General features: G+C 56.8%; 20 protein-coding genes. 14 read left to right on the top strand and 6 right to left on the bottom strand.

What is annotated here, in order from left to right; translation table 11 throughout:
- Positions 1-12 precede the first annotated feature (12 nt).
- Positions 13-1,038, bottom strand: coding sequence for an EF-P beta-lysylation protein EpmB (epmB, locus tag AAC076_RS05095; protein ID WP_339843332.1), 1,026 nt, complete (start codon positions 1,036-1,038; stop codon positions 13-15).
- Positions 1,039-1,174: 136 nt separating this feature from the next.
- Here epmB and efp point away from each other — a divergent pair, with 136 nt between their 5' ends.
- Both efp and epmA read left to right on the top strand, forming a co-directional pair.
- Positions 1,175-1,741 carry an elongation factor P gene (efp, locus tag AAC076_RS05090; protein ID WP_339843331.1) on the top strand — a complete coding sequence of 189 codons (567 nt, stop codon included), beginning with the start codon at positions 1,175-1,177 and terminating at the stop codon, positions 1,739-1,741.
- Positions 1,742-1,838: 97 nt separating this feature from the next.
- Positions 1,839-2,798, top strand: a complete 960-nt coding sequence (gene epmA, locus AAC076_RS05085; RefSeq protein ID WP_339843330.1) for an elongation factor P--(R)-beta-lysine ligase — start codon at positions 1,839-1,841, stop codon at positions 2,796-2,798.
- A gap of 17 nt (positions 2,799-2,815) precedes the next feature.
- Here epmA and asd read toward each other — a convergent pair whose 3' ends face one another.
- Genes asd through AAC076_RS05070 form a run of 3 tightly spaced genes read right to left on the bottom strand, consistent with a single transcriptional unit; the run spans position 2,816 to position 6,120 of the window.
- Entirely contained in the window at positions 2,816-3,670 is an 855-nt protein-coding gene (gene asd / locus AAC076_RS05080) for an archaetidylserine decarboxylase (protein ID WP_339843329.1), read from the bottom strand.
- A gap of 9 nt (positions 3,671-3,679) precedes the next feature.
- Entirely contained in the window at positions 3,680-4,489 is an 810-nt protein-coding gene (locus tag AAC076_RS05075) for a rhodanese-like domain-containing protein (protein WP_339843328.1), read from the bottom strand.
- 38 nt (positions 4,490-4,527) lie between these two features.
- The gene (locus tag AAC076_RS05070; RefSeq protein ID WP_339843327.1) at positions 4,528-6,120 is read right to left on the bottom strand and encodes a hypothetical protein; all 1,593 of its coding nucleotides are present in this window, start codon (positions 6,118-6,120) and stop codon (positions 4,528-4,530) included.
- A 116-nt stretch (positions 6,121-6,236) separates the two neighbouring features.
- On the opposite strand from AAC076_RS05070, the gene motA reads away from it, so the two are divergent.
- Both motA and motB read left to right on the top strand, forming a co-directional pair.
- Positions 6,237-7,091 carry a flagellar motor stator protein MotA gene (gene motA, locus AAC076_RS05065; protein ID WP_339843431.1) on the top strand — a complete coding sequence of 285 codons (855 nt, stop codon included), beginning with the start codon at positions 6,237-6,239 and terminating at the stop codon, positions 7,089-7,091.
- A 3-nt stretch (positions 7,092-7,094) separates the two neighbouring features.
- Positions 7,095-8,153: a flagellar motor protein MotB gene (gene motB / locus AAC076_RS05060; protein ID WP_339843326.1), complete on the top strand. Its 1,059-nt coding sequence runs from the start codon at positions 7,095-7,097 to the stop codon at positions 8,151-8,153.
- Between the two features lie 15 nt (positions 8,154-8,168).
- Here motB and rsgA read toward each other — a convergent pair whose 3' ends face one another.
- Positions 8,169-9,200, bottom strand: a complete 1,032-nt coding sequence (rsgA, locus tag AAC076_RS05055) for a small ribosomal subunit biogenesis GTPase RsgA (protein ID WP_339843324.1) — start codon at positions 9,198-9,200, stop codon at positions 8,169-8,171.
- An 83-nt stretch (positions 9,201-9,283) separates the two neighbouring features.
- Between rsgA and orn the strand changes: the two genes are divergently transcribed.
- Entirely contained in the window at positions 9,284-9,826 is a 543-nt protein-coding gene (orn, locus tag AAC076_RS05050; RefSeq protein ID WP_339843323.1) for an oligoribonuclease, read from the top strand.
- On the opposite strand, the gene queG is transcribed toward orn, so the two are convergent.
- Positions 9,827-10,906 carry a tRNA epoxyqueuosine(34) reductase QueG gene (gene queG, locus AAC076_RS05045; protein WP_339843322.1) on the bottom strand — a complete coding sequence of 360 codons (1,080 nt, stop codon included), beginning with the start codon at positions 10,904-10,906 and terminating at the stop codon, positions 9,827-9,829.
- A 79-nt stretch (positions 10,907-10,985) separates the two neighbouring features.
- Here queG and AAC076_RS05040 point away from each other — a divergent pair, with 79 nt between their 5' ends.
- The 9 genes from AAC076_RS05040 to hflC all read left to right on the top strand — a co-directional run bounded on the left by AAC076_RS05040 (position 10,986) and on the right by hflC (position 21,142).
- Complete coding sequence (locus AAC076_RS05040) at positions 10,986-12,488, top strand: NAD(P)H-hydrate dehydratase (RefSeq protein ID WP_339843321.1); 1,503 nt, start codon at positions 10,986-10,988, stop codon at positions 12,486-12,488.
- Positions 12,485-12,961, top strand: coding sequence for a tRNA (adenosine(37)-N6)-threonylcarbamoyltransferase complex ATPase subunit type 1 TsaE (gene tsaE, locus AAC076_RS05035; RefSeq protein WP_339843320.1), 477 nt, complete (start codon positions 12,485-12,487; stop codon positions 12,959-12,961). Before AAC076_RS05040 ends, tsaE begins: the two co-directional genes overlap by 4 nt.
- A gap of 59 nt (positions 12,962-13,020) precedes the next feature.
- The gene (locus AAC076_RS05030; RefSeq protein WP_339843319.1) at positions 13,021-14,382 is read left to right on the top strand and encodes an N-acetylmuramoyl-L-alanine amidase; all 1,362 of its coding nucleotides are present in this window, start codon (positions 13,021-13,023) and stop codon (positions 14,380-14,382) included.
- Position 14,383: 1 nt separating this feature from the next.
- Positions 14,384-16,267: a DNA mismatch repair endonuclease MutL gene (gene mutL / locus AAC076_RS05025; RefSeq protein ID WP_339843318.1), complete on the top strand. Its 1,884-nt coding sequence runs from the start codon at positions 14,384-14,386 to the stop codon at positions 16,265-16,267.
- Positions 16,268-16,288: 21 nt separating this feature from the next.
- On the top strand, positions 16,289-17,260 hold the full coding sequence (gene miaA / locus AAC076_RS05020; protein ID WP_339843317.1) for a tRNA (adenosine(37)-N6)-dimethylallyltransferase MiaA: 972 nt from the start codon (positions 16,289-16,291) through the stop codon (positions 17,258-17,260).
- 138 nt (positions 17,261-17,398) lie between these two features.
- Complete coding sequence (gene hfq, locus AAC076_RS05015) at positions 17,399-17,653, top strand: RNA chaperone Hfq (RefSeq protein WP_339843316.1); 255 nt, start codon at positions 17,399-17,401, stop codon at positions 17,651-17,653.
- Positions 17,654-17,670: 17 nt separating this feature from the next.
- Positions 17,671-18,972, top strand: coding sequence for a ribosome rescue GTPase HflX (gene hflX / locus AAC076_RS05010; RefSeq protein ID WP_339843315.1), 1,302 nt, complete (start codon positions 17,671-17,673; stop codon positions 18,970-18,972).
- Between the two features lie 110 nt (positions 18,973-19,082).
- Positions 19,083-20,270, top strand: a complete 1,188-nt coding sequence (hflK, locus tag AAC076_RS05005; protein ID WP_339843314.1) for an FtsH protease activity modulator HflK — start codon at positions 19,083-19,085, stop codon at positions 20,268-20,270.
- Positions 20,270-21,142 (top strand): protease modulator HflC, encoded by an 873-nt coding sequence (hflC, locus tag AAC076_RS05000; protein WP_339843313.1) that lies wholly within the window; start codon positions 20,270-20,272, stop codon positions 21,140-21,142. Before hflK ends, hflC begins: the two co-directional genes overlap by 1 nt.
- The last annotated feature ends 95 nt before the right edge of the window (positions 21,143-21,237 follow it).

Genomic DNA, 21,237 nt, shown 5'->3' with positions numbered 1-21,237 from the left:
GCGCGAGACGCTTCATGCTGATACCAGGTCTACGTGAATTGGCACCTTGGCCGCTTCTCCGGCGACCTCGCGTACAAGTCGGGGTACTAGAAACCCCGGGAGACGAGTAAGCATCCTGCCAACCAGCTGCTGGGCATCAGCGTCGGCCACATGAAAGTGGTGTGCGCCTCTAACCCGATCAAGTACATGGAGATAATAGGGTATTACGCCCTGATCGCCCAGTGCTTCGCTCAGATCGATCAGTTGTTCGAGCTTGTGGTTGACGCCCCGCAACAGTACCGCCTGATTCAATAATGTCATGCCGGCTGCACGCATTCGTTGAATTGCCTGCGCCGTATCCCCGTCGATTTCATTGGCATGGTTGCAATGCAGCACCATTGTGACCGGCAGGCGCGTGCCACACAGGGCGTCAATCAACGTGTCAGTTACCCGTTGGGGAATGACCACGGGGAGCCGGGTGTGCACGCGCAAACGTCGCACATGGGGTATGGCAGCAACTTCTCGTGTCAGCCAGGCGAGGCGCCGGTCATTCACAGCCAGCGGGTCACCACCGCTGAAGATGACCTCACGGATGCTCATATCCTGACGTATATAGTCAATCGCGTCCTGCCATTGAGCAGTGCCGGGGTTGTTCTGCTCATATGGAAAGTGTCTACGGAAGCAATAGCGGCAATTGATCGCGCAGCCACCGCTGACAATCAACAGAAGTCGGCCATGATATTTGTGTATTACACCTGGCAGGGCATTGGCGTGTTGCTCGCCCAGGGGATCAAGCACATAGCCGGGCTGTTCCCGCAGCTCCTCGCCAATAGGTAATACTTGCCTGAGCAGAGGGTCGTCCGGGTCTCCGGGCCTCATCCTGGCCAGGTAGGGCTCGGGCACGCGCAAGGCGAATTCACGACTTGCCGCGTGGATGTGTGAATCCAGATCAGGATCCAGATTGAGCCTGCGCAGCAGTTCAGCGGGATCCGTGATGCTCGTGGCGAGCAGATTTTGCCAGCTTGCGGGCTCAACAGGCGTCGAAGATACATGTATCATTGGGGTTTTCCGCGCATGGGTGGCTGGGCATTCGTCTGACGAAGGTTCAATACGCCGGGCACAGTCCGGGTTTGCTGGCTGGAGCTTTGCTCTGCGCGTTACCGGATCTTCCGTTCAAACTGTCAGTGGGAAATGTATGGCCAATTATTCTACCAACGAATTCAAGCCGGGTCTCAAGGTGATGCTCGATGGCGATCCCTGTGCGATTATCGAGAACGAGTACGTCAAGCCGGGCAAGGGTCAGGCGTTCAACCGGGTCAAGATTCGCAATCTGAAGACCGGCCGAGTCAACGACCGTACCTTCAAGTCTGGTGACAGCCTGGAAGGCGCGGACGTCATGGACCGCGAGATGGAATATCTCTATGCCGACGGCGAATTCTGGCATTTCATGGCTACCGACGGTTCCTTCGAGCAGGTTGGTGCAGATGAAAAGGCTGTCAGCGATGCCAGTAACTGGCTCAAGGAGCAGGTTATTTACCAGGTGACATTGTTCAATGGTGCACCCATCGCCGTAACCGCACCCAACTTCGTTGAGCTTGAAGTGGTCGATACTGATCCGGGCGTGCGCGGCGATACTTCCGGTGGTGGGACCAAACCTGCCAAGCTGATGACTGGCGCCGTGGTCAAGGTGCCTTTGTTCATCAACGTCGGCGATGTGCTCAAGGTTGACACACGTAGCGGTGATTACGTCGGTCGCGCCTGACCTGCAGTGCCATTGTGGCGCCTTTTGAGGTGCCTGATATGTAATATGAAAACCGGGGCCTGGCTCCGGTTTTCTCATTCCGGTGCGGAGAATAAGCATGCAGCAGTGGCAACCGTCAGCGTCGATCGAGGCTCTGCGTGGCCGTGCAAGGGTGGTTGACAGGATACGTCAGTTTTTCGCTGCAAAGGGGGTGCTGGAGGTGGATACACCCGTTCTCTCGGTTGCTGCGGTGAGCGATCCTCAGCTATTTCCCTTTTCTACTGCTTTTGTTCCCGACGGCGGAGGCCCGTCCAGCTGGCGCTATTTGCATACGTCCCCGGAATATCCCATGAAGCGGCTGCTCGCCGCTGGTAGTGGGGCGATATGGCAATTGTGCAAAGTTTTCCGCAATGGTGAAAGTGGAGGGCGGCACAATCCTGAATTCAGTATGCTGGAATGGTACCGGCCGGGCTTTGATCATCATCGTTTGATGGACGAGGTTGATGAGCTGGTCTGCGATATTCTGGGATGTGCACCGGCTAGACGCGTTGGATATGCAGCGCTTTTTGCCAAGATACTGGAGTTGGATATCTATTGCTGCTCCGATGAGCAGCTTGCCAGGGAAGGGCTCGAACGTTGTGGATTTGTCGGGGAGTTGGACCGCGATGGCTGGCTTGAGCTGCTGTTCTCGCACTGCATCGAGCCCACTCTGATCGAGCCAACCCTGGTGTACGCCTTTCCTGCGTCGCAGGCAGCACTGGCCAAAATTGTCGAAGACGATGACGTTTTACCCAGTGCTGCGCGCTTCGAATTGTTCGTCAAGGGGATGGAGCTGGCCAACGGGTATCTGGAGCTGACTGACCCTGAGGAGCAGCGTCGGCGGTTTGGTGCGGACAAGCAGCGGCGTCAGGATCTTGGGAGGGCCGTTCTGCCGATGGATGATCTTTTGGTTCAGGCGCTTCACGCAGGCATGCCATCCTCTGCTGGGGTCGCGCTTGGAGTAGACAGACTGGTAATGCTGGCGCTGGGAGCCGAACGCATCGATCAGGTGATTGCGTTCGGCTTTGACCGCGCCTGAACAGGAGCGGTTGGCACTCAGTTGCTGTTGACGCGTCCCATGCTCTGCCCCATGCGCACTGCGTCCCCGGCCTTGAGGGAGTCGTCCCAACCAGTTTGCCCTGGGCCGAATAGTACAATGGCCGTTGAGCCAAGTTTGAATCGCCCCATTTCCTCGCCTCGGCTCAGGCTGGGTGCAGCCTGTCCATAGGCCTGCGCTTTGAGTTGACGTCGAGGCGGCGTCACCAGTCCGGCCCAGGGGGTTTCCACTGAGGCGACGATCATCGCACCGACCAGTACCACCGCCATAGGTCCGGCATCAGTGTCGAACAGGCATACAACCCGCTCGTTGCGTGCGAACAGTTCAGGCACATTTTCGGCAGTACTGCGATTGACCGAGAAGAGTTTGCCGGGCACGTAGATCATTTCCCGAAGTACACCTCCCAGTGGCATGTGCACTCGGTGATAGTCCCTGGGAGAAAGATATACCGTAGCAAACTGACCGCCCTGGAACATAGCTGCATGCTCTGGGCTGCCGCCGAGCAATTCAAGGGCACTGAAGCTTTGACCCTTGGCCTGGAAAATACGGCCATGCTCAATGGCTCCCAATTGACTTATTGCACCATCGGCGGGGCACAGAATACTGTCTGCGGCCGGGTCTAACGGGCGCGCGCCATCTTTCAGCTTGCGGGTGAAAAAATCATTGAAGCAGGGGTATGCGGTGAGGTCCTCCTGAACGGCTTCGGTCATATCAACCTGGTATCGTTTGGCAAACCAGCCGATAAAAGCGTTCTTCAGCCATGGCCAGCGACAATCGGCTACGCAGCCGGCTAACCTGGAAATCAGGTGCTGGGGCAGCAGGTATTGCATGATGATAAACAAGCGTTCGCGCATTGGGTTTCCTCAGGATTCGACGGGAGTGTCGGGATGGTTGCCCCATTCGGACCAGGAGCCCGCATAGGCTCTGACGCGTGGATAACCAAGAATTTTTGCTGCCAGGTAGGTAAAGCCGGAGCGATGGTGGGTCTGGCAATGGGTAACAATTTGCTTGTCAGGTGTAATACCCACCGCCTCTAACTGCTGCGCGAGATCGCTACGCAGCCGCAGGCCACGATGGGGATCCATGCCGGCGGTCCATTCGAAGTTTATTGCTCCCGGAATATGGCCACCTTTTTTAGCGAGGACCTTCTCGCCCCGGTACTCTGAAGGGCTGCGCGCATCCCATATAACCAGATTGTCGTCCTTGAGAGCTCCATGCAGTTCATTGAGGCTTATGCTCGGGCTGGGCTCGATATGCAGTTGAGGAAGTGTGCTAGGGACGCTATTTGAGGTTTGTTCGGTCGGTAGTCCCGACTGTATCCAGGCCTTGAGGCCACCGTTTATATAGCTGTAGTTTTTATGACCGACCGAATCGAGTAACCAGATGAAGCGTCCGGCCCAACCGCCACCCTCGTCGTCATAGATCACATAGTGAAGTCCCGCATGGTGACCTAGCTCACCCAGAAGCTGCTGAAGTTGCTCATAAGGAGGCAAAAACCCCGGGATCGGAGGGCTGGAAGCGGTTCGCGCTGGTGCCAGATGCACGGCACCCGGGATATGGGCTTGTTGATACTGGTCTGGCGTAGAAAGATCTACCAGGCGCAGCATGTCGTGGCGCGGGAGCCGAGCGAATTCTTCGGGTTCCATCAGCAGTGGTAACAGAGGCTCGGGCATACTTATCTCCAGTCTTCGTGTGCAGGCATCATAGCGGTTCAGGGCTTCTGCATGAAGCCGACAAGCGCATGGCTAAGGCATTCGGCAGTCTTGATCAAAGCTTTCCGACGTTTTTCATCAACTGGTCCCTGCCCTGTTATGTCGCCCTGACAGCCGAGTAATCCTATGATCAACCCCTTGTGCAGCAACGGAAACAGGCTTGCTGTTGCTTCGCCCGTAATTCGGCGCATTTCTGGCGGAACGGTTTCGCTACTGCGTCGGCGCCCTCCGGCGCTCAAGTCATGACTGGCACTGCTTAGCAGCCAGCGGCCCCAGGCGGTGCCCCGGCAGTCACCAAGCTGTATACCCACCGGATCTTTATCCTCGGTGAAACCATTTGCGGCATACACAGTAAGCTGGCGTTTGCGGGCGTTATAAAGGGCAATCCAGCACTGTTCAGCCCCTAGCCCTTGAGCAGTTGCTTGCAGCGCAGTGTCGACTATTGCCGCGATGCTGGAGAAGCCGGATGCCTGGGAGGCCAGCGCCTGGCAGTTTTTTCGCCAGAGGGCGGCGCCAAGCAGGGGTTTTTCTTCCATAGAGCTTTGGGAGACTGCTGGCGAAGCAATTACCTCGCCCTGACCCTTGTGCAGTCGTGTTCCACAAGGCCAGATCAGTGCCTCAGCCGGCAGCCAAACGGAGTCGCCGTAGTGCTTGTAAATGGCCCTGGCGCTGGAGACCGCATTGGCATGGCAAGCGGTTTGTACCTCGTCAACTTGCTGGCCGAGATATAGCGCCGTGAGCTGTTGCCAGCGGCGGGTGTGTCTGGCATCCCAGTCATGATGGGCTCCAAGGGCAATACCATTTGCCATGAGCAGGCTGTTGGCGGGTAACGTCAGCCATTGATAGAGGCTACGGTCTCCATCCAGGGCGGCTTGCTGTTCTCGGGGATGCTGGGTGTCGCGGGCTATGTGCAAGGCCCGAACCATGGTCCTGCGGCTGCTGCCAAGGGAGCGATAACCCTGGATGATCCAGGGTGGTAGCCACCAGTCCTCGGCCAGTTGCTGTGCCAGACCCAGCACACGATCGCTGTCCAGCAACCAGTGACTGAGTGAGCTGCCAGCGGCTTTGCTGTCCAGATGACGCGCGTCCCATTCGGCAAAGACTTCCGGACGCTGGTAAACCAGAACCCAGCAAGGTGCCAGAAACAACAGGCTGGCAAGAGACACCTCGTGCCAGAGTCGTGCCATGCGATGCGCGAACAGGCCCTGCGCCTGCGCCAAGGCGTGCTCGCTGATACTCAGCAATTGCCGGTAGGCATATGGCGTTTGCTCGGCCTCAATCACCGGCAGGCTTCTGATAATGTTTGTCAGGCGTTGGGTGCCAAGCATATTGCAGGCGTGTTCGAGGGTCAGAACATCAATGTCCCTGCGCCGCGCAGCCTCACCTGCCACGCGGCAGACCTGCAATGCGGCGGCGGGCACCTGAAGGAGCTTGGCGGTCAGTTCTGACAGGTTCAGCATCTCGCTCTCGAGGTGTTCGCAAAGCATCTGCTGCTGTTTTATTTCAATTGGCAACACAAAGCCATTCAGGCTTTGCCGTAGGCTGCCGATATCATCATTTACCGCGCTTTTAGTTTCTTGTTCTGTGCTCATAGGGTTTGCGGCTTTACAATTGGGGTATTGGCTACTCACACGACTATAACGTGAACATGGCTGTTTTGCTGCCGCAGCAGGGTAGTTTCGTAACTTTCAAGGAATTTGACGGGTTTATGTTGAAAATCGGCGGTTATCTGGTTGTTCTATGCAGCGTGCTCGGTGGCTTCATGCTGTCCGGCGGACAGCTTGCGGCACTATGGCATCCCTTCGAGATCCTCATTATCGGCGGGGCGGCGTTTGGCGCATTCCTGGTTGCCAACAATATGTCGACGATCAAAAAGGTATTTGCCAAGGCGCCGGTGATTATCTTTGGCCATCGTTTTGGCAAGCCATTCTATCTGGATGTGCTTGGTGTGCTCTACGAAGTACTCAACAAGAGCCGGCGCGAAGGCATGATGTCGATCGAAGCGGATATCGAAGAGCCTGCGGAAAGCCCGATATTCAGCAAGTATCCGGCGATTCTGAAAGACAAGCACATGACAGAGTTCGTCTGTGATTATTTGCGCATCATGTCAACGGGCAATATGGCGCCCCACGAGTTGGAGGCCCTCTTCGATGTCGAGATTTCCAGTCTTACCGAGGAGCTGCAAGGCCCTAGCCATGCGGTAACGCGTATTGCTGACGGTTTGCCGGCGTTTGGTATTGTCGCTGCGGTATTGGGCATCGTGATTACCATGAGTATTCTGGGCGATGCCGATAGCACGATGATCGGTCAAAAGGTTGCGACCGCTCTGGTGGGTACTTTCCTGGGTATCTGGGCGGCTTACGGTTTTGTCGGACCCTTTGCTGCAGCGATGGAGCATGAGGCCCACGAGGAAGCCAATACCTACGAGGCGATCAAGATGTGTCTGGTAGCCAGCGCCCAGGGCCTGCCTCCGGCCCTCGCGGTGGAGTTTGGACGTAAGGCGCTGTTGCCAGAGCACCGCCCCAGCTTTATTGAGCTTGAAGAGTCGGTCAAGGGGCGCTGATAGGTGGATAATAATCAGCCGATCATTGTAAAGCGCATTAGCCGCAAGGCCGGTGGCCACCATGGTGGCGCCTGGAAGATTGCCTTTGCCGACTTCGCAGTGGCGATGATGGCATTCTTTCTCGTTATGTGGCTGTTGACCGTTGCGAGTCCAGAGGAACTGCAGCAGATTTCTGGTTATTTCAATGATCCCATCGGTTTTGAAGAGGGCGGCAGTCCCTTCGCCATTGACCTGGGCGGTACCCCGACAGTTGCGCCCGACCGCACGCTAAGTGATATCCAGGAGGATCAGTCACGTATTCCTGATGACGGCCAAGCCGAGTCAGCAGCTCAAGAGGCTGAGCGGGTTGTGAGTGAGAGCGTTGAAAAGCTCGAGCTGGACATGCTTCTCCAGGAGTTGCAGAACAAAATCGATGAGGAGCCTGTGCTGCAGCGCTTCAAGGATCAGATTTTACTTGAGATTACTCAGGATGGACTCCGAATCCAGATTGTGGATGCCGAAAACCGGCCGATGTTCGCCAGCGGGAGTCCGCAATTGCAACCCTATTTTGAAGAGATCCTGCTGTCTCTTAGCGAAACCATTTCGGTCGTCCCGAAGAAGATAAGCATAGGTGGTCACACGGATGCAGCGCCCTTTGTGGGGCGAGGCGGATACGGAAACTGGGAGTTGTCGACAGAGAGGGCCAACGCCGCTCGCCGCACGATGCTCGCCGCAGGATACCCGGAAGATCAGCTCGCAAGGGTAGTGGGATTCGCTGATTCTGCCCTGTTTGATCGTGCCGATCCTTTGAATCCGATCAACCGGCGAATTGATATTGTAGTGCTGAACAAGCGCGCTGAAGATCAGATTCTTGATGGTCTGGGGGATAGAGAAGGCGGAACGGGTCCCGAGGAATTGCCCTCGACTGACGAGCCCGATCCGAATCTGGGTGCTTCCGCCATTGGCTTGCCTGCGCCGCTTCCCGTCGTGGAGGAGCCGCCAGTCGAGACTCCTAGATCAATAGGCCCGCGGCCGACAAACTTCTTCGATGACGGCGGGAACGCGCAGTCTATTGATCCATAGGTCAGTGCCGGGCGCTCAGTAGCTTTGCGGACCGATGCTGGACAGTATCTGCCGATAGCTGCTGATGCGACTGGCGGAGATGTCCCCGCGTTCTACGGCATTGAGCAGGGCGCAACCGGGTTCGTGTAGGTGCGCGCAATCGCGGAATTTGCAGAATCCGAGAAACGGTCTGAATTCGACGAAGCCTTCCAGCAGATCTTCATGACTGATATGGGTCAGTCCGAATTCACGAATACCGGGGGAGTCAATCAGATCGCCGCCCTCGGGGAAGTGAAAGAGTTTGGCCGTGGTGGTTGTATGCGTTCCCTGGCCGCTGGATTCCGACAGAGCCCCTACTCGTAGATCAACGCCCGGCAACAATGCGTTGATCAGCGATGACTTGCCCACCCCGGATTGCCCGACAAATACGCTGATATGGTCCTTGAGTGCCGCCTGCAACTCTCCCAGCCCCGCCCCGGAGCTCGCCGAAAGTTCGAGTACCTGGTAACCAAGTCTGGCATACACATCCAGCCAGGAGCGGATGTCAGCGAACTCGCCACCCAGTAACAGGTCGGCTTTGTTCAATACCAGCAGGGGGCTCAATCCGGCCTGCTCCGCAGCGACCAGATAACGATCGATCAGCGTCGTGTAGGGAGTGGGCAGGGGCGCAAAAACGATAACCAGCCGATCAACGTTGGCGGCTACCGGCTTGAGCTGACCCCGGTGATCCGGACGGTTCAGCTCTGACTCGCGTGGCAGTTGGGCGACGATGACACCGCCAGACTGATTGTCGGCGCGCCATATTACCCGGTCGCCAGTGACCATCGCCGGCAGGTTTGCACGCAGGTGACAGCGGCGAATCTGCCCGGCGTTTGCCCCCTCTGTGGTTTCTACATCAACCTGCACGCCAAAGTGCGCGATAACCAGTCCCTGCTGCTCAGGACCCAGGTCTCCACCGAGGATGCTTTCTTCGGCCTGATCTGCTCGGCGGCTGGCGCGTACGGTGCGCTCGTCCTGGATTTTCTGAATACGCCAGTTCTGGCGTCGGGTGAGGTGTCGCTTGGCCATGTGTCGCACTATTTCCGGAAGTTTCGCCAGTGTAGCACGCGCCGCGTATACTCGATTACATCCATCTTATTGCAGGAGAGCACATGACAAACGACGAGAACCTCATCTGGATCGATCTGGAAATGACCGGCCTGGATACGGACAATGATGTCATTATCGAGATTGCTACCGTAGTGACTGATTCACAGCTCAATGTGCTCGCAGAGGGGCCGGTCATGGCTGTAAAGCAGCCAGATGCCCTGCTTGATGGCATGGACGAGTGGAATACCCGACAACATGGTGGCTCGGGTCTGACCAAGCGAGTGCGAGAGAGCAATGTTAGCGCCGCCGAGGCGCAGGCTCAGACACTGGCTTTTCTCCAGCAGTGGGTCCCGGCGCGCAAGTCACCCATGTGCGGCAACAGCATTTGTCAGGATCGACGTTTTCTGCACCGGGGTATGCCAGAGCTTGAGCAGTACTTCCATTATCGCAATCTCGATGTTTCGACCCTCAAAGAGCTGGTTTCCCGCTGGGCGCCGGAGCTCAAGAGCGGTTTCAAGAAGGACAGCAGTCATCTTGCCCTTGATGATATTTATGACTCAATTGCCGAGCTGAAGTATTACCGCGAACACTTTTTGAAGTATTGATCAGGCTGGATGATCGTGGCGCTGCAAAGCCCAGGTGACATGTTCGCGAACCAGTTCGGAGGGGTGATCGAGGCGCGCCTTGAGGGCTTCGATTACCGGGATGCTGGTGGTTGCATTGCCAAGCCCCACGGCCAGGTTACGCAGCCAGCGCTCGTGACCGATGCGTCGTATGGGTGAGCCTTGCGTATTACTCAGGAAGGTATCTTCATCCCAGAGGAACAGGCTCGCCAGCGTGGCCTGATCAAGCTGATGGCGGGGGTTGAAGTCACTTTCGGCAGTTGGCCTGGCGAACTTGTTCCATGGGCAGACCATTTGGCAGTCGTCACAGCCGAATACACGGTTTCCCATTAATGGCCGCAGTTCAAGTGGTATTGAGCCCTTGAGCTCGATGGTCAGGTAGGAAATGCAGCGCCGTGCATCAAGCACGTGGGCGTCGACGAATGCGTCGGTGGGGCATGAAGTAAGGCATGCACTGCAGCTTCCGCAATGTTCCTTTTCCTGGGCATCATCCACCGGGAGTGGCAGATCCGTGAACAGTTCACCGAGAAAGAAATAGCTGCCGGCCTTCGGGTGAATCAGCATGGTGTTCTTGCCAATCCAGCCCAGACCTGCGCGGGTGGCGAGCGCGCGCTCCATTACTGGCGCGCTGTCAACGAAGGCGCGGTAGCCAAAAGGGCCGATCAGCGCCTGGATCTGCTCAGCCAGCTGTTGCAGCCTGCGGCGCATCAGCTTGTGATAATCACGTCCAAGGGCGTAGCGAGATATGTAGGCGTGTGAGGATTGTTTGAGGCGTTTTGCCATGGCGGTATCCGCCGGCAGATAGTCCATGCGCACGGAAATTACCCGACAGGTGCCAGGGACCAGTTCGGCGGGGCGGGTGCGCTTGCTGCCGTGGCTTGTCATCCACTCCATTTCACCCTGATAGCCTGCGTCCAACCAGGAATGCAGCCGCGCTTCGTGCTCGCCTATCTGTGCGGCACTGATGCCCACTTGCTGAAATCCCAGTTCCTGTCCCAGTTCCCGAATGCGTTCTGCGAGCATGTTCGGGTCGAGGGAAAGGTTGGTGGTGGCGTCGGTCATACTGATCCGGTCTGAATAGTTGGGGGGCAGCAAATTAGTACCTACAATTGTGCCAGACATTGCCAAAGGGAACATGCCCATGACCATCACACTACCGACCCGTATCTACAATGCCGCTCAAACCCGCATCATTGACGCGGCTATTATCGAGGGTGGTGTTGCGGGCAGCGAGTTGATGCAGAGGGCTGCTGAGGCATTGTGGGAGCAGCTCCTGCGGCGCTGGCCGGATAGTGGCGAGCTGACGGTGCTCTGTGGGGGTGGAAACAACGCTGGCGACGGTTATCTGGTAGCTCGCCTGGCTCATATGGCGGGCTGGGACGTTCGCATTCTGGCGGTCTCGGCGCCTGAGAAGTTGAGTGGGGACGCAGGGCGAGCATACCAGCTGGCAACCGCCTGCGGAGTCGAGGTAATGGCCTGGCAGGAAGGTGAGCTGCTTCGCGGAGTGGTGCTTGATGCGATGCTTGGTACCGGGCTTGATGCTGAAGTGCGTGAGCCCTTTGCAAGGGCGATCAGGGCAATCAATGCCAGTGGTTTGCCGGTGGTATCGGTCGATTTACCCAGCGGTTTGCACGCTGATACTGGCGCAGTGCTAGGGGAGGCAATCAAGGCAGACATGACGGTCACCTTTATTACCTTGAAAATCGGATTGTTCACCGGGCAGGGTCCGGATATGGTCGGCGAGCTGCATTTTGCTCCGCTGGCGGATCTGCCCTTCGAAATGCCTTCACCAGTTGCGCATCGGTTAAGTCTCAACGGTTGGTCCGAGACGCTAGCGCCGCGATTGCGCAGCTCTCACAAGGGCATGTTCGGCCACGCGCTGGTTATCGGCGGTGGTCTGGGAATGGGTGGCGCTGTGCTGCTCGCTGCTGAAACCGCGCTGCGCAGCGGTGCGGGCAAGGTCAGTGCGGCAACGCGAAGTGCGCATATTGCGCCGTTGCTGGCCCGCTGCCCCGAGGTGATGGTCCACGCTGCGGATGATCCGCAGGAGGTAGAAGAGCTCATAGGTCATGCCAGCGTGCTGATTGTGGGCCCGGGGCTGGGCAGGAGCCAATGGGCGCAAGACATAATGGACCGGGTATTGCGCAGTGATCTGCCCAAGGTTCTGGATGCGGATGCTCTGAATATCATTGCCGAGCGTTTTGTTGATGGCAGGGACCTCGGCGAGAACTGTATTATCACGCCACATCCAGCCGAGGCCGCGCGTCTGCTGGGATGGTCCACGTCGGATATCCAGAAAAACCGTCTACTGGCGTTGGAGCAACTGACCCGGCGCTACGGTTGCGCGGTGGTGCTCAAGGGCGTAGGTACTCTGGTGGCTGGCGGTGATCCGAGTGGGGCGCCGGTCGCACTGTGCACGGCGGGCAATCCCGGCATGGCTACTGCCGGCATGGGTGATGTGCTGTCAGGCCTTTGCGGAGCCTTGCTGGCGCAGAAAGTACCGGCCGGAACTGCAGCCCGTTATGCAGTCCTGGTTCACGCATTGGCCGGTGACCAGGCCGCGGCGCTGGGGCAGCGCGGCCTGCTGGCTACCGATCTGATGATGGCAATTCGTCGATTACTCAATATACGAGAGATAACATGATTCAAGTCATCCATGCCGAGGGAGATCAAGCCATGGAGGCGGTCGGCGCGGCCATTGGTCGCGCTATGCAAGCGCGTGGCGTAATCTATCTGCAGGGCGATCTTGGTGCGGGAAAGACTACCCTGAGTCGAGGTCTCATTCGTGGGCAAGGGCATTCGGGGGCGGTCAAAAGCCCGACCTTTACCCTGGTCGAACCCTATGAGCTTAATGATAGCGCTATTTATCATTTCGACCTGTATCGTTTGCTGGATCCTGAAGAGCTGGAGTTTCTGGGTATCCGTGACTATTTTTCCCCGGACAGCCTGTGCATGATCGAGTGGCCAGAGAAGGGGGCGGGAGTTTTGCCAAGCCCGGATATGACCATTACCATAGGCACTACGCCGACTGGTCGCAGGCTCGAGGTGCAAGGGCATAGCGAGCATGGCCAGACAGCATGCCGACAATTACAAACACGGGATGATGCACAGACGTGATCTTGAGAGGCGGAAGTACAGGTCGGACAACACTTTGCTGGCTGATCGGAGGCATTTGCATGCTGGTCGCCGGTCTGGCGCAGGCGGCAGATATCGAGAACGTCAGGCTATGGCGAGCTCCTGATAACACGCGTCTGGTGTTTGATCTTTCCGGGCCGGCTGACCACAGTCTGTTCAGTCTATCTAACCCTGAGCGGTTGGTTATTGATATCAGTGGGGCCCGTTTTACCGCGGACGTATCGGGCCTGCCGCTGAGTGATACGCCTCTGACCGGGGTGCGATCTGCTCCCAGGGACGAGAAAGACCTGCGAGTGGTCCTGGATTTATCCCGGGAGGTCAACCCCAAGAGTTTTGCCCTTCCGCCCAACCAGCAGTATGGACATCGTCTGGTAATCGATTTGTACGACCATGCCGAGCCGCGTGAAACATTGACTGCCCCTGCGCCACCCAGTGCTTCGCCGCTTCCTCAGGCACCCAGCCGGCCTGCCAGCCTGGCGGGAGAGCGTAATATCAAGATCGCGATCGATGCCGGACACGGCGGTGAAGATCCGGGAGCAATTGGACCGGGTGGCGTCCGTGAAAAGGAAGTTGTACTGGCAATCTCCCGTGAGCTGAAAAAGATGGTTGATGCCGAGCCAGGTTTCGAGGCGGTTCTGGTGCGCACGGGGGATTATTTCATTCCGCTACGCAAGCGTACTGAAATTGCCCGCAAACACAGTGCGGACTTGTTCGTTTCAGTGCACGCCGATGCCTTCACCAGGGCCAGCGCCTTCGGCGCTTCCGTATTTGCCCTGTCGGACAGTGGTGCCACCTCAGAAACTGCCCGCTTTCTGGCGGATCGGGAGAACCGTTCGGATCTGATCGGTGGGGTTGGCGGAGTGAGTCTGGATAACAAGGACCAGATACTGGCCAGCGTATTGCTTGATTTATCAATGACAGCGACATTGTCGGCCAGTCTCGATGTCGGTCAGCAGGTCTTGTCAGCGGTGGGCAGTATTACTCCGCTTCACAAGCGCCGGGTTGAGCAAGCGGGTTTCATGGTGCTCAAGTCCCCGGATATTCCGTCGATTCTGGTCGAAACGGGTTTTATTTCCAATCCGGGCGAAGCCCGCAAGTTAGTTACCGGAACTCATCAGCAGGCGCTTGCGCGGGCCATGCACTCAGGCATCAGGGATTATTTTCACCGTAACCCGCCGCCGGGTACGCGGGTAGCGGCATTGAAATCCAGCGGTAAGCTTCAGGCTCAGCGCCCGCGCCAATATGAGGTGGTCAGAGGCGATACACTGTCCCTTATCGCTACGCGTTTTGGTGTGAGTCTGTCTGGCTTGCGTCAGGCCAACAGTCTGGGCAGTGACAAGATACGGGTCGGACAGATTCTGACGGTGCCGGCCGGCAGCATGCTGGTCAGGAACGAGCCCTGATATGTCACGCATCGAACTACTTAGTCCTCGATTGGCTAATCAGATTGCAGCCGGTGAGGTCGTGGAAAGGCCTGCATCGGTAATCAAGGAGTTGCTGGAGAATGCTCTGGATGCGGGCGCAGCGCGTATCGATATCGAAGTGGAGCAGGGCGGTGTGAAGCTTCTGAGGGTGCGTGATGACGGCGAGGGTATCGTTCAGGACGATCTCCCGTTGGCGCTATCCCGTCATGCGACCAGCAAGATCCGCGACCTTGACGATCTTGAAAAGGTGATAACTCTTGGGTTTCGCGGTGAAGCTCTGGCTTCTGTCAGTTCGGTTTCCCGTTTGACCCTGACGTCCTGTGCAAAAGGGGCTGATCAGGCCTGGGCTGTCGAGACCGAAGGGCGTGATATGGCGCCTCATATGCAGCCGGCTGCTCACCCCCAGGGCACCACTGTTGAAGTGCGTGATCTGTTTTTCAATACGCCGGCCCGCCGCAAATTCCTGCGCACTGAAAAAACAGAATTTGGCCACCTTGAAGAGGTAGTCAAGCGCCTGGCGTTATCTCGCTTTGATGTGGCTTTTACGCTGCGTCATAACGGCCGCACCGTGTTCAGCTTGCGTCCAGCCCATGGGGAGATGGAGTTACGTCGCCGTGTGGCCAGTGTGTGTGGGCCGACGTTTATCGAACAATCGCTGTCTATTGATAGCGAGCGCAGCGGCTTGCGGTTGTGGGGCTGGGTCGGGCTGCCGACCTTTTCACGCAGTCAGGCCGATCTGCAATATTTTTTCGTCAATGGCCGCATGATCAGGGACAAGTTGGTCGTGCACGCGGTACGCCAAGCCTATCGCGATGTATTGTTCCATGGCCGTCATCCGACGTTCGTGCTGTTTCTCGAGGTGGATCCTGCTGTTGTTGATGTCAACGTGCATCCCACCAAGCACGAAGTACGCTTTCGCGACGGTCGAATGGTGCACGACTTTCTGTTCAGTACGCTTCATCGTGCGCTGGCAGATCAGCGCCCGGGTGATCGTTCGCAAAGTGATCTGAGCGAAGCGCCCGTCAATATGCCGTCAGCGACAGGCCAGGCGGCCGGGATCTTTTCCGGACAGGAGCGCATGCCTCTTAACGAGTCGCGCGGAGAGTGGTCCGTCCCTGGTTCGTTACCCGAGCGTCCATCGCATCGAGAGCTGGCAGGCAACCTTGATGCCTACCCTGGTCTGTACGGTGTTAATCCTGTTCAGGGTGATTCGGCCGCCGCGTCCGGCCAGAGTGCCACTGCTGTAGTGAGTGAGTTCGCGGTTAGCCCGGACCATGGCGTGCCGCCACTGGGCTATGCGCTAGCCCAGCTGCATGGGGTGTACATTCTTGCAGAGAATGCGGAAGGTTTGATTGTTGTCGACATGCACGCGGCCCATGAGCGCATTACCTATGAACGACTCAAGCTCGCTATGAATGAGGAGGGATTGAGGGGGCAGCCTCTGTTGGTTCCTGAATCGGTCGCTCTCAGTCAGCGGGAAGTGGATTGTGCAGAAGAACATGCCGACTGGTTTTCCCGCCTGGGCTTTGTGGTGCAGAGGATGGGGCCTGAAACGTTGGGTATTCGCGAAATACCGGCGCTATTGCGCCAGGCAGATGCGGTGCAGCTGGTCCGGGATGTCTTGAGTGACCTTCTCGAATATGGCACCAGCGACCGTATCGAGGCGCACCGCAACGAACTTCTCTCCACCATGGCCTGTCACGGTTCAGTCCGCGCCAACAGGCGGCTTACACTAACGGAAATGAACGCTCTTTTGCGTGATATGGAGCAAACAGAGCGCAGCGCCCAATGCAACCATGGCCGCCCAACCTGGACGAAAATGAGTATGAGCGACCTTGATAAGCTGTTTCTGCGTGGTCGCTGACCTGTTGCTGGTGATAGCCCCATGAGCGATCTGCTGCCGCCCGTCATTTGCCTGATGGGGCCAACGGCTTCCGGCAAGACGGAGTTGGCCATGCATCTGGCTGATCGCTATCCCTGTGAGCTGGTGAGCGTGGACTCGGCGCTGATCTATCGCGGTATGGACATAGGTACCGCCAAGCCTGACAAGGATACCCTGCTGCGCTATCCGCATCATCTGGTTGATATTCTCGACCCAAGCGAAAGCTATTCTGCGGCGCGATTTCGTGCCGATGCCCTCGAACTCACACGCGATATTGTTGCGCGGGGTCGGATACCCTTGCTGGTGGGCGGCACCATGCTGTATTTCCGGGCGCTTGCTGAAGGACTCGCATCCATGCCCGCTGCTGATGTCGGGGTCCGTAAGGAAATCGAGCAGATAGCTGCGAGCGAGGGATGGCAAGGTGTGCATGCGCGGCTTGCTGCTGTCGATCCAGAGGCTGCACAACGCATTCATCCGAATGATCCACAGCGCCTGCAGCGTGCTTACGAGGTATACATGTTGACAGGTATAAGCCTGTCTGAATGGCATCGCCGAGAAAGCATAGAAAAAGCGGAAGCGAAGGGCTCCCACGATAACTTTTTGCCTTATACTATGCACTATATGTCCATTGCTCCCCTTGAAAGGCGGGTTTTGCACGATCGAATAGCCAGTCGTTTTGACGTCATGATGCGGCAGGGATTTCTCGAAGAGGTCGAGTCCCTGTATGCCAGAGCCGACCTGAACCCATCCCTGCCCTCTATAAGGGCAGTGGGTTACAGGCAGCTCTGGGACTACCTTGATGGGAAACTCTCGCTAGACGACAGTGTCGAACGCGGGATAATAGCTACCAGGCAATTGGCCAAACGACAAATGACCTGGTTACGCGGTTGGAAGGCAGAAATTGACTGGTTTGACAGCCTGGATCCGAATAGATTTGACCAGGCCTTGAAACGTCTTGAGCGAATCGCCATATAGTATTCTGGCAGCGTGCGGGTTTTTGCTTTGGCTGGTCATGTTGATAATTGCACCACTACGCCCGATGGATAATGGGCCGGGTGGTGATAACGCATTGAATTAATGCATATAAATACGGTTCCCATAAGGAGTAAGGCAATGTCAAAAGGGCATTCATTACAAGACCCTTACCTGAACGTTCTGCGCAAGGAACGTGTTCCGGTATCCATTTATCTGGTCAACGGCATCAAATTGCAGGGCCAGATAGAATCATTTGACCAGTTCGTTATCCTGCTGAAGAACACCGTCAGCCAGATGGTCTATAAACATGCCATCTCCACTGTTGTGCCGGGACGTCCGGTGCGCTTGCCCGTTCAGGGCGGCAGTGAAGAGGCTGAGTTGGAAAATCCTTGATTTGTCCGGAGGCTTGATTGTTCTTTGAGCGCCATGAAGGTGGTGAGCGGGCGATACTCGTTCACCTCGAAGGGATGGACGAGCGCACTCGGGAGGATCCTCAGGAATTCATCGAGCTGGCCAATTCGGCCGGCGCGGAGACTGTTGCCTTTCTTACCATAAATCGACACCAGCCCAGCCCTCGCTTTCTGATAGGTAGCGGCAAGGTCGAGGAGCTGCAAGCTCTTGTTGGAGAACATCAGGGCGACCTGGTTATCTTCAACCACGTTCTTACGCCCAGTCAGGAACGTAATCTTGAAAGTGAACTCAAGTGTCGGGTGATTGATCGCACCGGTCTCATTCTTGATATTTTTGCCCAGCGTGCTCGGACCCATGAAGGCAAGCTTCAGGTCGAGCTTGCCCAGTTAGACCACCTCAGTACCCGTTTGGTCCGCGGCTGGACCCACCTTGAGCGTCAGAAAGGTGGTATCGGCTTGCGAGGCCCAGGCGAGACGCAGCTCGAAACCGACCGTCGTCTGCTGCGTGAACGCATAAAGCAGATTACCCGGCGCTTGGAAAAAGTCCGCAGCCAACGAGAACAGGCTCGGCGAGCTCGCAGACGTGCGGAGATACCGGTGGTATCGCTCGTTGGTTATACCAATGCAGGCAAGTCTACGCTCTTCAATACCCTGACCACATCTGAGGTCTATGCGGCTGACCAGCTCTTTGCGACGCTCGATCCGACTCTGCGTCGAATTGAGCTCGACGACATTGGTCCAACCATTCTCGCCGACACGGTCGGGTTTATCAGGCATTTGCCCCACAAACTGGTCGAAGCCTTCAGGGCTACTCTTGAGGAATCTGCCCAGGCCGATCTTCTGCTGCATGTGATTGATGCCGCCGACCCCGAGCGTACCTCACATATAGAGCAGGTGATGAAAGTGCTCGGCGAGATTGGTGCCGCGACGCTGCCGATGCTTGAGGTCTACAACAAGGTCGACCTGCTTGATTTAGTGGAACCGCATATTCAGCGGGATGAAGATGGTCTGGCGGTAAGGGTATGGGTATCAGCGCAAAGTGGTGAGGGTCTTGAGTTACTGGCTCAGGCAATGGCTGAACGTCTATCGGTAGATGTGATTCAGGAGTCCGTTGTGCTCGAGCCCGCTGAGGCGCGTCTGCGTGCCCAGTTTTACGAGATCGGGGCGGTTGTCAGCGAGAGTATTGCTGATGATGGACGCCAACAGCTTGATCTCAGATTGCAGCGCAGTGATCTGAATCGATTGCTCAAGCGAGAAGGCTGGCAAATGGACGCTTTTATTGAGCAACATGCGTTGCAATAAAGGCGTCGTTCGATTCGCTCGTCAAGCGCGGTATGCTGTACCCTTGATCAGATAAGCGGAGAGGCTTCAGAGCCTTGACGCACACAAGTTTACGAATAACGGAGAACGCTATGGCCTGGAATGAGCCTGGTGGTGGAAAGAATCAAGACCCTTGGGGTGGTGGCGGAAACAATGGCAATCGCGGTGGCAAGCAGGGACCACCTGATCTTGACGAAGCGCTGCGCAAGCTACAGGACAGCCTGAACGGCATGTTCGGTGGTAAGAAAGGCGGTGGTGATAACGGCGGCAATCGTGGTGCCGGTTCCGGTCAGGGTTTTCCCAAGGCAGTGCTGGGTATTATTGCCCTGGCGTTTGTCGCTGTCTGGTTGTTCTTTGCCGTATACACGGTAGATGAGCAGGAGCAGGCCATCGTTCTGCGCTTTGGTGAATACAACCGCACAGTCGAATCCGGCCTGCATTTGTACTTCCCCCCTATTGAGAAAAAATTTCAGCGCAATGTTACTCAGGTGCGTTCGTATCGACAGCAGGGTCAGATGCTGACTCAGGATGAAAATATTGTCGAAGTGCCGGTGGCTATTCAGTACCGGATATCCGATCTCGAGAAATTTATTCTTGAAGTCGAGGATCCCGAGACCAGCCTGCGCCACGCAACCGAGAGCGCATTGCGCCACGTGGTCGGCTCTACCCCTATGCACCAGGTGCTGACGGAAGGTCGTGAGCAGATGGGTGTCGAAACCACTCAGCGGCTGCAGCGTTATCTGGATACTTACAACACCGGTATCACAGTTGTTCAGGTGAACATCGAAAGTGCCCAGGCGCCCTCCGCAGTGCAGGATGCCTTTGACGACGTGATTCGGGCCCGTGAGGATGAAGTGCGCGTGCGCAACCAGGCCGAGTCCTATGCCAACGGCGTGATTCCGGAGGCCCGTGGTCAGGCACAGCGACTGCTCGAGGAAGCCAACGGTTATCGCGATGAGGTTGTTGCCCGTGCAGATGGTGAGGCTCAGCGCTTCGACCAATTGGTAACTCAATATCGTTTATCGCCTCAGGTCATGCGTGAGCGTATGTATATTGAAACCTTGCAGGACGTCATGAGCAATACCAGCAAGATTCTTGTGTCGGGTGGTGATGGCAACAATAACTTGCTTTATCTGCCTCTGGACAAGTTGATGCAGCAAGGCGGTAATGCCGGCTCAGGCTCGGCTTCAGCCCCCTCCGGTTCGATGGCCAATGATGCTGCTACTCGCCAGTCCCAGCAGACACCGCCGCGTGACTCGCGCTCAAGGGAGACTCGTTGATGAGCAACAAGACAATATTCGGTCTGATCCTGGCTTTGATAGTCGTTGTGGTCGGCTGGCAGAGCTTTTTCGTAGTCAGTGAAATTCAACGCGGGCTGGTCCTGCAATTCGGTAAAGTGGTCAAAACCGACGTACAGCCGGGCCTGCATTTGAAATTGCCCTTTGTGCAGGAGGCGCGTCTGTTCGATGGTCGGCTTTTGACTCTGGATACCGCTACCCAGCGTTATCTGACCCTCGAAAAGAAGGCCCTGATGGTCGATTCCTACGCCAAATGGCGAATCGCAGATGTCGAGCGCTTCTACACGGCAACGTCCGGATTGCGTGCGTTGGCAGAAGATCGCCTGTCTCGCCAGCTGGAATCGGGTTTGCGTAACGAAGTCGCCCGCCGCTCCTTGAACGAAGTCGTTTCCGGTGAGCGTGATCAGTTGATGGCGGATATCACGACAGTGCTGGATACCAGTGCCCGTCGTGAGCTCGGGATTGAGGTTCTTGATGTCAGAGTCAAGGCTATCGATCTGCCTACCGAGGTTAACCGTAGCGTGTTCGAGCGTATGAGCAGTGAGCGTGAGCGTGAAGCTCGCGAGCACCGAGCCAAGGGTTTCGAGTTGGCTGAAGGTATCCGTGCAGACGCTGATCGGCAGCAGAGGGTTATTCTGGCTGAAGCTTTCCGTGAGGCCGAGCAGATTCGCGGTGATGGCGACGCGCAGGCGGCTGCGATTTATGCTGAAGCCTACAACAAGGATGCGGAGTTCTATTCCTTCTATCGCAGCCTTCAGGCCTATCGTGAAAGTTTCTCCAGCAAGTCGGATATCCTCGTTCTTGATCCCGACAGTGAGTTTTTCCGCTATCTTCAGGGCGGCAGCGCTCCCTAGGTAAAGCCTGGCCACACCCTCAGCCTTTGCGGGTGTGGCCAGGGAAAAACGTGCTACAATCGCGCAGCCGGGTCTTCCCGGCTTTTTTGTGACCG

This window comes from uncultured Halopseudomonas sp., from assembly GCF_963977355.1.
GTDB lineage: Bacteria > Pseudomonadota > Gammaproteobacteria > Pseudomonadales > Pseudomonadaceae > Halopseudomonas.
The sequence above is the reverse complement of the archived record's forward strand: the minus strand, read 5'-3'. Positions and strand labels throughout refer to the sequence as shown.